Source organism: Pseudohalioglobus lutimaris (assembly GCF_002866825.1).
GTDB lineage: Bacteria > Pseudomonadota > Gammaproteobacteria > Pseudomonadales > Halieaceae > Halioglobus > Halioglobus lutimaris.
In genome coordinates this window covers 1-11,142 of the sequence record NZ_PKUS01000056.1, presented here as the reverse complement: position 1 = coordinate 11,142, position 11,142 = coordinate 1, and the positions used below count along the sequence as shown (strand labels likewise).

9 protein-coding genes are annotated in these 11,142 nt (G+C 48.1%); 1 reads left to right on the top strand and 8 read right to left on the bottom strand.

The features are described 5' to 3' along the window. On the top strand, positions 1-463 hold a 463-nt coding region (locus C0039_RS21150; protein ID WP_207796507.1), incomplete at its 5' end, for an Ig-like domain-containing protein. A gap of 785 nt (positions 464-1,248) precedes the next feature. On the opposite strand, the gene C0039_RS20620 is transcribed toward C0039_RS21150, so the two are convergent. The 8 genes from C0039_RS20620 to C0039_RS20585 form a co-directional block, all read right to left on the bottom strand. Next, positions 1,249-2,655, bottom strand: coding sequence for a right-handed parallel beta-helix repeat-containing protein (locus tag C0039_RS20620; RefSeq protein ID WP_165787209.1), 1,407 nt, complete (start codon positions 2,653-2,655; stop codon positions 1,249-1,251). Between the two features lie 320 nt (positions 2,656-2,975). Then, a complete protein-coding gene (locus C0039_RS20980; RefSeq protein WP_207796506.1) occupies positions 2,976-3,245 on the bottom strand; it encodes an integrase core domain-containing protein in 270 nt (89 codons plus the stop codon). 400 nt (positions 3,246-3,645) lie between these two features. Further along, positions 3,646-4,482, bottom strand: a complete 837-nt coding sequence (locus C0039_RS20610; protein ID WP_243391682.1) for an IS3 family transposase — start codon at positions 4,480-4,482, stop codon at positions 3,646-3,648. Further along, a complete protein-coding gene (locus tag C0039_RS20605) occupies positions 4,464-4,757 on the bottom strand; it encodes a transposase (protein WP_165787210.1) in 294 nt (97 codons plus the stop codon). Before C0039_RS20605 ends, C0039_RS20610 begins: the two co-directional genes overlap by 19 nt. A 239-nt stretch (positions 4,758-4,996) precedes the next feature. Next, on the bottom strand, positions 4,997-5,671 hold the full coding sequence (locus C0039_RS21535; protein ID WP_165787208.1) for a sulfotransferase family 2 domain-containing protein: 675 nt from the start codon (positions 5,669-5,671) through the stop codon (positions 4,997-4,999). A 51-nt stretch (positions 5,672-5,722) separates the two neighbouring features. Next, the gene (locus C0039_RS20595; RefSeq protein WP_101519163.1) at positions 5,723-6,922 is read right to left on the bottom strand and encodes a glycosyltransferase family 4 protein; all 1,200 of its coding nucleotides are present in this window, start codon (positions 6,920-6,922) and stop codon (positions 5,723-5,725) included. Beyond that, the gene (locus C0039_RS20590; RefSeq protein WP_101519162.1) at positions 6,906-8,219 is read right to left on the bottom strand and encodes a nucleotide sugar dehydrogenase; all 1,314 of its coding nucleotides are present in this window, start codon (positions 8,217-8,219) and stop codon (positions 6,906-6,908) included. Before C0039_RS20590 ends, C0039_RS20595 begins: the two co-directional genes overlap by 17 nt. Continuing rightward, on the bottom strand, positions 8,216-10,216 hold the full coding sequence (locus C0039_RS20585; protein ID WP_207796505.1) for a heparinase II/III family protein: 2,001 nt from the start codon (positions 10,214-10,216) through the stop codon (positions 8,216-8,218). Before C0039_RS20585 ends, C0039_RS20590 begins: the two co-directional genes overlap by 4 nt. Between the last annotated feature and the right edge of the window lie 926 nt (positions 10,217-11,142).

The following is an 11,142-nucleotide window of genomic DNA, read 5'->3' as shown; positions in this document are numbered from 1 at the left end:
TCCGCTTGGGCTAAACAGCGATTTCTATGGGTCGGCCATAAAAGGGGCGGGGCCTGATATAGGCGCAGTTGAGAATGGGTCGCAACCGAATGCTGGCACAATTATGGATATCCCTACAGTTGAACAATTCGAAGACCCCGAGTCGAGCATCGAAATAGCGGTGCCTGAAAGCGCTAGTTCATCGAACGTATCTGGAGCAGATGTCGGGGCGCTTACGTTGACGATCAACTCTCCTGAAAGAGTGACTGGTACTGTGACTGTGGAAGTTGATGTTAATTACCCTGATCAAGTGACTAGAGTAAAGCTCTACGCAAATGGAGACAAAATTGGCGGGGATACAACTTGGCCATTTGATTTCGACCTGAACACCTCCCCTTACCGCGGGCGCCTGCATTTGAGAGCAGTAGCCTTCGTGGGTGGGCGAGAAACTATCGAAAACATCTGGATTAGCGCTGAGAACTAAAGCGATGTTTTTACGCCTCAACTTTAGCTCGCATAAGAGAAGCAAGGCATTCTTTGTACATTAGCGAGCTGCTGATCGACTTCAGCGGACATAACTGCAAATCGGGTAGTCAGACACAAAATTGTGCTGAGTGCCTGGTTTGCTCTCTCGACCTTCCCCTGCATCCTGACCGTGTCTTTTAACAGGCGAGTGATATACTTCACATGATATCGTCGACACGAACGGAATTACTCGTGGCATAAGTGTGCTGTTTATAAGCTGGGTATTATATCCACGCCAGTCAGAACTTGTGCTTACCTTCCCCATAGAAGCGCCCCCGAGGTAGACTGGGTTAGCCAACACACCGCACTCGAAAGACTGGTTCTTGTGAGCATACGGCGTCACAATGCCGATCGAAAGGTGATTGGCTCCCCGGTCCTCGCCCGTAGCGTGGGGTTCCGCTCGCTGGCACGGGGAAGATTACGGTTTAGAGAGCTCGCTCAGATCTGGCAGGTGGCCATTGTTTGTCATGCCGACTTTGCTGACCTCCCATTAGTACCCGCGTTGGCATGTGCGGCGGATAACTTTTTGGATCTCGGGCTCAACGGCCTGGTGGAGAAGTTGCTTCACGGTTGTGCGCCGTGAACGTGCAGCTATCACCAACTCTGCTTTCAAATTCAATAAAGTGAATCTTGCTCGTGATAGGGAATCCCTTGAGTAGGGGAGTGGTTTGACGGTACCAAATTACCCTGATGCTTCACCTGTTAAAGACCTTCGAATACAGGATTCAGTTCTAACTCAAGTATTCACTGTGAGAACTCTACTGCTCCTATGTCTGGTCCCGCTCCTTTTATCGTTTTCCCGTAGAAATCGTCGTTGAGCCCCTTTATCCGTATTCCAGCGTCAATTAATGAGCTATCAGGTAGGGGGGTCCAATTGTTCTTTTCGATCTCTTGTGTCTCCAAAATCAAATCGTGGGGTCCCGCTAAGCTTGAGAGTACCTTCCCGGCAATACTTGATCTAGAGTTGTAATCTGCAACCACTTTGAAAATATAACTTTCCTGGGCTTCTAACTGACCGTTGTGGAAGAGATTGTTTAAAAGTTCTACTTCAGCAATATTTCTTAGTGAAAGGATTCTTTTACCACTACCTTGCGTGTTGTAGAAGGTATTGTTATGAATTCTGACTTTTCTAACTCCATCAAGAACAAGTGAGGTGGGTTTTCTGTTGCCAGAATAAGCGGTTTCGTTAAATACATTATTGCTTACCCAAACATTACGCCAGGGATGATCGCTTTTAGCGCCTGCGCCTCTGACTATTCTCAGGTGATCAACATTGTCGTTAAAATAGTTCTGCCTGACGTTTATGTTGTATGAGTTTTTATGGATAACAATGGCCACGCCATTACTGCCCGAGACATCCTGTTCAGGGACGCTTGGTCGAAAGCCATAAAACGTATTCTTTTTGACTAAGATCGGCCCCGGGCCAGACTTTATATCAAGGCCATTTTCGCCAACGTTACCGAAGCGTTGCGGATTGCGAGAATCAACTTTTCCGTCTTCACCTCTGTATTTGTATGGCCGGCGTACCTCAAACGTATTGGCAGTAATCCATGTCTTCCCTACATTGCCTGCTAACTGGATGCCATCTGCACCAATGTCTCTGAATTTATTGCCGGAGATAGTTACCCGGTCGGTAGAGATTTCTGACGTAATAGCATGAACGTCCCGGCCAGCAATGCGACTGCGTAAATTGTCAAATACATTGTGAACTATCTTGATATTTTGGGCGCATTGAATTTTTATAGCTGCACTGCTGGAGTGCTGGAAGCGGTTATTTCGAAAAGTAATATCACTCACGAAAGACTGGCATTTTCCAGCTTCTGATCCACCCAGCTTAATGGTCCCGGCAGATTGGAAAGTCAAGCCTTGGAATTCCCACATCTGAATGTCAACAAGCCGGGATTCGCCACGTTTGCTTATTATTGGATTCTCATTTTTATATCGTCGCACCAAAATGGGTTTGTCGCTGGTTCCATTCCTATAATTTTTCGAAGTAAGATATGGAAACCCTCTGTAAATACCCGAGCGAACAAAGAGGGTGTCGCCTGGGTGTAGGCGTTTCATAGCGTATCCGAGATCTGCAAATGCAGTATTGGGGGACTTGCCATTGTTGTTATTGTTGCCATTATCAGCATGGACATAGTAATTCAATGCTAAAACCTGACAGGGTAGTACTGCGAGGCACGCCATGAATGACGCAAAGAATATTGTTAAATGGCGTTTATTTGTCACTTTGAGCCTTTGTTTTATTGCCTTTCGTTACAACGTGAGACCCTACAATCCTTGATTCCAAATTACTGAAAAATACAGAATGATTGCTGTAAGCCAGTTTGTAGATGCGATTATGAGAACAGACGCCCATTATCCCTGTAGTATAGTCCAAAAGAGCGGAGACCGTATTGGATTTTACACGTTGACTGGAAGGGGAGGGGTGATGGTTTAGGTGTAATGGCCCAGCCAAAACTGCACACTCACGCCGCTAATTGATTAGTTTCCCTGGGCGTTTTCATGCCCAGAGCCTGATGGGGACTCTGCTCGTTGTAGTAGCGGAACCACGCCCCCAATGCCTGCCCGGCCTCGTCCAGCGAGGCAAAGTTCTGTAGCCACAGGCACTGCTCCTTCACAGGTCGTATCAGCCGTTCCACCATACCGTTTTGTTGCGGCGTATGGGGCCGGATGAACTCCTGCTTGATACCATAGTGATATACCGTCCGGGTGTAGCGTCGGCCGGTAAAAACCAATCCATTGTCCGACCTAATGGTTAAGTCATCCTGCGCCTTACCCAAGATGCCGTAGCGATCAGAGCCTCTTCCAAGGCGGCCTCAGCAGCTTCTGCGTTACCTGTGGGGCTCAGCCGTCAGCCAAACAGCTCCCGCGTGCAGCAATCCATCACGAGTGTCAGTGCACACCAGCGATGCAGATCACCACACCACACCCGTGCCATATCAGTCGCCCAGCGTTCATTGGGCCGCGAGGCGATTGAAGGCAATGATGGGACCCGAGGCCAGTGGCCAGATTTACGCTTCCGAACCTGCCAGCCCTTGATCTGAAACACTCGCTGGACAGTATTCTTGTTCTCACCCAGCAGCCAGGCCACCGTTCTATAGCCAGCGTTGTAATGACCCAGCCAAAACTGCACACTCACGCCGCTAAGTTGTAAGTTTCCCGGGGCGTTTTCATGCCCAGGGCCTGGTGAGGGCGCTGTTCGTTGTAGTAACGGAACCACGCCGCCAATGCCTGCCTAGCCTCGTCTAGCGAGGCAAAGTTGTGGAGCCACAGGCACTGCTCCTTCACAGATCGAATCAGCCGCTCCACCATACCGTTTTGTTGCGGCGTATGGGGCCGGATGAACTCCTGTTTGAGTCCATAGCGGTACACAGTTCGCGTGTAGCGCCGACTGGTGAACACCAAACCATTGTCGGACCGGATAGTCAGGTCGTCCAGAGCTCGCCCTAGGATGCCATAGCGGCTGATCAGGGCTTCTTCCAGTGCCGCCTCAGCTGCCTTGGCATTGCCGGTGGGGCTGAGTCGCCACCCAAGCAGCTCCCGCGTGAAGCAGTCCATGACCAGCGTCAGGGCGCACCAGCGGTGCTGCTCACCACACCAGACCCTAGCCATGTCCGTCGCCCAGCGCTCATTCGGCCTGGTGGCCGCAGACGGCAACGATTGTACTCGCGGCCGGTGACCGGACTTACGCTTCCGAACCTGCCAGCCCTTGATCTGGAAGATTCGCTGCACGGTGTTCTTGTTCTCGCCCAGTAGCCAGGCCACCGTACGGTAGCCGGCATAGGGCAAGGTGTCGATCACGCGCTTGATGCGCTGCGCCAGGAACTCGTTTACCTTCGGCCTGCGTCGCTTCCGCTTGTAGTAATACGTCCGCCGCGACAGACCAGCCAGCGCACAAGCCTTGCTCACCGCAATCACTTCGCCTTCCTCCGCCATCTCAACAATGAACCGCTCTACGACTCCTCGGTCGATGCGAGATGGCGCTGCAACTTTTTTAGGAATTTGTTTTCGAGCATGGCCTCACCGTACGCTTCCTTCAGCTCACTGAGCTGCTTCTCGTACTGTTCAGCAATGTCCTTGGGATTGGCCTTCAGGGCGTTTTCCATGCCGGCTTCGGCATCGTCCATCCAGTGCTCGATCTCGGCCTGGGTCAGGTCGTATTCCCTGGCAGCCTCGGGGACCGTCGTTTGTCCCCGGTAGATCTGTTTGATCAGCTCAGCTTTGCGCTTCGCAGTCCATCGTTTGATTTATGGTTCTTGCATCATCGTGATGCCCTCCGCAGTTGCGGCGACTATACCATGTGCAGTTATTCACTGGGTCATTACATGTGGGAGGTAGTGTAAGCCAATTTCGTTAGGCCAAGCGGCTTAAATTTATGCTTCCTGGTGCGCCAAGTAAGTAGGGAAATAAAATCAGATTCGTTTCAACTGTTTGCGTGGCAAAAAAATAAAGTTGGCACAGCGGCAGCGTATGTCAATCTTCTGTGTTAGAAAGAATAATCGAAAAGGTCGATTTCCTCCTTAAACTCCCTGGCTATTAACGATGCTGTATCGTCATCGTAATTCTTTCTGTAATCCTCTCCGGCGCCCTTCACTATATGGGGCAAGTCCGAACTGGTTAAATTTAGTGTCGTGCATATGGTTCGATAATCGTCAGACAAGTTTTCAAATTTTCCTATGTAATCCATTGGTATTGAGCCTGAATAGTCTTTGAGCCAGTAAGTCTGGGGTCTCAACATATTCTTGCGTGAATGATTCTTGATAAAGTCCGCGAAACTGACGTCATCACTAACGCCATAAGTTCTCCTGTGAATATCATCCCGCATCACGTTTGCGTACCAAGAGTAAGCTCGAGCCCAAGGGTTTCTAACGAAGGTGAACTTAAAATAGCTGGCATACTGGCTCTCATCCACTGTGAGCTTGTTTCGAGGGTTTGGTGTGATTCTATACTTATTTCGGTTTCGGCGTAGCAGTTCTAGTATATTCTCTTTGGATTTCAGTGCGTGCTTCAGTTGCACCGGTTGCTCTAATTGTCGGATAGTCCTGTGGTCCTGCATTCCCCGGCCCGAATAATCGGCATGATGGCCCAAGGCTCGCTCAATACTGGTTCCGGCACATTTGGGGATATGAATAAAAATGCAACTGTACTCATGTGATATCAAGCTAACTCCTCCGTAGTCGAAAGAAATATTTATAGTGTTATCCGCACAAATCTATGATGCAAATAGTGCATCGTAAGCCTGAAGTAACTTGGGTTCTTCATATTTCCACTCCAATTCGTTAATCACACGGATCCTGCCGAGCTCGCCCATTTTTATTCTCATATCTTCATCATCAAGTAATTCAAGGATCTTTTCGGCCAGGTCAATTTCGTCATTCTTCTTTGCATAGAGTGAAGCATCACCGGCTGAGAATCGTCCTTCGGTCAGGTCAAACTGAACAATAGGTTTTCCCAGAGCCATGTATTCCATAATCTTATTCATGGTCGACTTGTCGTTCATTTCGTTAGCGACATCTGGATTTACACAAATATCTGCGGTATTTAGCATATCGAGAAGTTCTTGGTCGGGGACTCTTCCAGTGAACGTGACATAGTCTGAAACACCTAGCTCAGCTGCCAGTTTTTGCAATTCCTCGAGCTCGGTTCCACCGCCAACCAAACCAAAGTGAACGTCGTCACGTTTCAGGTCGTAGATGATGTGGCGGGCAGCGTGCAGAAGATAGTCGATTCCCTCCTGCTGCCCCATAACACCTACATATCCGACAAGAAATTTCTTTCCGCACTTTAGCTCAGGAACAGCATCTGTGATCTCCAGGCGGTCAAGCTTTGGTCCGCTGCGAACGATGTACACATTCTCAGGGTCCATGCCGCCACGTTCTAAAGCGATCCGCTTGTATGACTCGTTGGTTGCTATTGAAACCTGGGCCGTCTTGAATGTAAGGCGCTCGCACAGTAGCAATAGCTTCCAGAACAGATCTTTACGATTAAATTTTGCCTCATAGAGTTCAGGGTTGATGTCATGATGATCAAAAAGAAATTTTTTCCCGAATAAACGGAAAAAACCACCTACGAGGAAAATCAAATCGGGTGGGTTACAAGCGTGAATAGCATCGAAGCCACGGGTAAAGAGTACTTTGAATGAAAGATAAAACTCCCAAAAGAGAGCAGCGCCATACTCCAGCAAGTATCCTAGAGCTCCATTGGCCTCCATTGGCAGCGGATGGCGATAGATATGAATGTCGTCAAGCAATTCATACCTGCTTTCGTAGCCTTTTCCCGTGGGGCAAATAATCGATACCTCGTAACCATTCTGTTTGAGCGTGGTTGCTTCCTGCCAAACTCTTCGATCAAACGGCGAGGGGAGGTTCTCGACTATAATCAGTACTCGACGGGTTTTACCAGCAGATGCCATTGTATTTATCCTTGTTACTTGTTTCCTCGCTAATTCTGACGAGGTCAATAATCGATTGATTATTGGAAGTCATCGCCAGCGCTTGTTTAAACTCAGTTGCGCGGTTCCCTATAACGATAGTGTCTCCATGTTCAAGCACCTCTTCTAGGTTGTCGACCATGAGTTGCGAGATATGGGGAATGACATTGTGTATGTACTCTTTGTTCGCACCAGTGAGTCTTGCAAGGTTCACGTTTCGGTCGTACAAACGTAGGTCATATCCCTTGCCGATAAGGCGCTCAATCACCTCCACTAACGGGCTTTCCCTAAGATCGTCGGTGCCTGCTTTGAAGCTGAAACCTAGAATAGAGATCTTTTTGTTTCCCGTGGACAGAATCATATCCAGACCACGCTCAATCTGTTTCTGATTACTAGGAAGAATGCTATCTATAATTGGTAGCTCAACGTCCATGCTCTTGGCCTTGTAACTTATGGCGCGGATGTCTTTTGGAAGGCAAGATCCCCCGAATGCAAACCCGGGCTTCAAATATGCGCTGGACAAATTTAGCTTCTCATCAGCGCAAAAAATCTCCATGACCCTATGGCCGTCGATGCCGGCATGCTTGCATACGTTACCTATTTCGTTAGCGAATCCTACTTTCAAAGCATGCCAAATGTTGTCTGTATACTTCACCATTTCGGCTGTCGCGAGGTCAGTGCGAACTAAAGGGGCGTTTAACTCGCTGTAGAGTTCACCGAGCAGATCGCCGCTTCGCTCGTCCATTTCGCCGATAACAGTCTTTGGCGGATTTCTGTAGTCTTCTATTGCGGTGCCCTCACGCAGAAATTCTGGGTTTATGCAGACGCCAAAATCCTTGCCGGCAATTTTGCCTGAAGTCTTTTCAAGTATGGGGAGCACTGTATCTTTCATGCTTCCCGGCAGCATAGTACTTCTGGCTACTACGACATGAAATTCCTGTTTTAGCTTGATGGCTTTCCCAATCTCTTCGCAAACTCGACGGACATAGGTCAGATCGAGACTGCCGTTAGACTGACTGGGTGTGCCAACACATATAAAAGACACGTTGGTGCAGAGTACAGCCGCTTCAGCGTCTGACGTTGCTGAAATGAATCCAGCCTGAACTCCTGATTCAAGAAGCCCACCTAAACCCTCTTCAATAATTGGGGCCTTACCAGCGTTGACCATATCAACTTTCGACGTATTTGGGTCAACCCCAACAACCGAGTGCCCATCTGACCCTAGGCAAGCCGCGGAAACAACGCCAACATAGCCCAATCCAAAAATACTAATTTTCATAGCGGTTCAACCCTCTCGCTCTTTGATATTTCTATAGTTGTCTCCAAATGACTAGTGCCATTAATCGTACCCTTGCAAACGATAGTAGGACTTGGCTTTTTGGAGTCGAATTCTCTGGAAACCCAGCCCAGTGGTGGGGCCGAAGATCCTTTGACTATTTCAACCTGCCAATCTGAACTTGGCCCAAATATTTTCACCAGAACATTTGATGCTGTTATCATTGCGACACTGTTTTCCAGAGCAACAGTACATTCTTCATTGCAGTGCCAGTAAATTTCAACGTCGTGACTCTTTTTGCAAAAAAGTGAATCAATTATTATAAAAGAGCTATTAGTTTTATCGAACTTGATGGTTCTGCGATGCGTCACTGGGTCTGGCAGCCTGGTATAGCCGTTATGTTGTGCAGTCCACACTTGTTCGGTTTCACTTTCTCGGAACTCAAGGCATTCGGTCTCAGCGTGTTTGGACCATAAAAAATTACCTCGGGGAATTGATTGGTCCAAGCCATCTACTCTTATTGTGTTGTGAGCTGAGGTGCCCCGAAAGTAATCTCTCCACAGCTTTTGTGTATGGTAAGAATAGGTACCAGGGTCAATTAAAATTTCCTGCCCACCCACGCTCAAAATTGCTGAGAGGGCATCAGCATGCCCGTGCGCCGCTATCGACAAGAAGCCTAATGGCCCGGCATCGGTTATCATTCGAATCTCATTCTCTGACTCAAATTCATCTCCCAGGATGTAATATCCACTGACTGGGAAATGTCTTCTAATCGGCAATGGGCGATTGCTCCCAATAACCTGTGAGAGCTGATTGGCTTTGGAGTCTCCAAGAAGCCAGCGTGTCTTATCGTCGGCTGCAGATGACTTCAGCCGAAAGTCTTCGCGTTTGAAGATTATAGCGCCCGAAGAAAGTAGCGATCGGTAAACATCGCGCGTTAGAGAGAGTCCAGACATAGTGGCGTCATCAGAGTCTCCAATCATGGGAACCCGACCTGAAATATCCATGATTGATGCAATAAACTCGAGCATTAGTTCTAGTCGGCGCCAGTACTCTTTAGAAAACTCCTGGTTATTGGCTCTTCCGACAATACCGCAAATCAGCAACATATCTGCGACCTCATGATGGTACCAGGTAGCCTGCTCTTTATTGCCCCCGTCCTCTGCGTTCTGATGAAGGGCCTGCTTCTCCAAGCCTGACATCGCTGTTTTCTGCCACAGGGGACTTTTTTCCCACAGAGGCCAAGTCGTAGATGCCACAAAGAGTCCGGCGTATTCTCCCAATAAGTGGTTGTTGGCAGAGGAATATTTTGAAAGGTGTCCAAAGATAAAGTGGCAGTGCTGGTAGATCGAATCTTGCCAACGTTTCTGAAACGAACGTCCTTCCTCCCCTGAGAATAGCTCTGATTCGTCTCCACCTAACAAGTGCCACGCGAAAGACCAGTTAAGAAGCCTGACTGCGTGCTCTAGAGAACTGGCCCAGTTTACTCCCAGAGGATATGGGTTCTGAGTAATCCAAGAGTCTAATAATGTTCGTGATCCATCTAGGAACCGCGGTTCTTTGGTCAGCAGCCAGGCCTGGGCAAGCCACACAAGCTCGAGATGCCGATTAATTTCCCAGAGATACTTGATATCCCCAACTTTTGTTTCGTCGCGGTAATTAAGGCTTTTGCCATGATCAAGAGGCGCTTCAGTTCCAGTCTTCGGGTCCTTGTTCCACCTTGGGGGGAATCCCAGTTTGGCTGTAGGAAGCGCAAAGATCTCATAGCTTCCATTCAGTACCTTGTCTGCCCTTGAAACGTATTCTTGTTTGTGAAGACCAAAATCTGATGGGAACGTTTCGACCCACGGATGACCAGCTCTACCCGAAGGCTCTGGCGGTGAATTCGCAAGCAGGAACCCCAGCCTTTCCAGTAAGGACCTAGCTGAATTTCTAAGCCGATAGGCTATCTCCGGAGCTCCCATGGAGCGTAATCGATCAAATTTCCAACGCAGATCCATATACTAGCAATTCTCCAAAGATAAATAGTAGGAAGGGAATGGTTCAGTGCCTCATCGAGTTGAACTGACGAAGTGCAGATCGCAGGGATGTCATTACAACCTTAGGTTGGTTTGCACTTCCTCCAAAATTTTGAACCCCGTGCAATTGGAGTTCCCTGGCCTTTGTTTAACCGCTGATCCTAAGCCGGGAATATCTAAGCTTTCGCTGTCATTGCTGATCGGGGTGCAGGTGTGCATATCAGCGTCTGAACTATTAAAAAACGGCACATACGGCACCGTCGAAGCTGGGCAAAGTTTACCTCTATGTATCTCTCCTGTCTTCATAGAAGCGAGACTTAACTCGCAGTTCTGTGACTGATACTCATGTAAACCACGGTATTTCGTCAGTACATCCTTTCCAAAAGTGACAGTGCTATTAGAGAGACGCTAGAAAATCGTGGTCATTTGCCGGTGTAATGAGGCTGCACAGAAAATAAGAGAAGTATTTCGGCGGGGTCCCAGGTAATTATCCTGTGTCGCAGATTACTGGTCGTTACCACAGAGCTGTAAGGGCTTTGTAAAAGATAACGCTTCCCCGAAGGAGGCTGAATCAGCACGTTCCGGTTCTGTTATAGATTTGGTCCTTGTGATTGCCCGGTCAATTCTCGGCCGTGGATTTATCAATCAAGAGCGACAACGAGCCTTTTTGAGCCTTCAAATCAGGAAAATAAGAAAATCTCTGTTTTTCTCCAGATATTCGTTTTAAAAATCAAAATACGATTGCATTATTCCTTTAAGGAATTTTTATGGTGACTGTTTTCTACGAAGTAGCGCCTATCAGAGGGCGCGTTTTCTTAATCGCCATTAACTCATCCTATTGTTTTATAACGAGAATTTAGGAAAAAAAATGAAAGCTAACCGTTTTTCTCGCGCGAGTGCCTCAATTT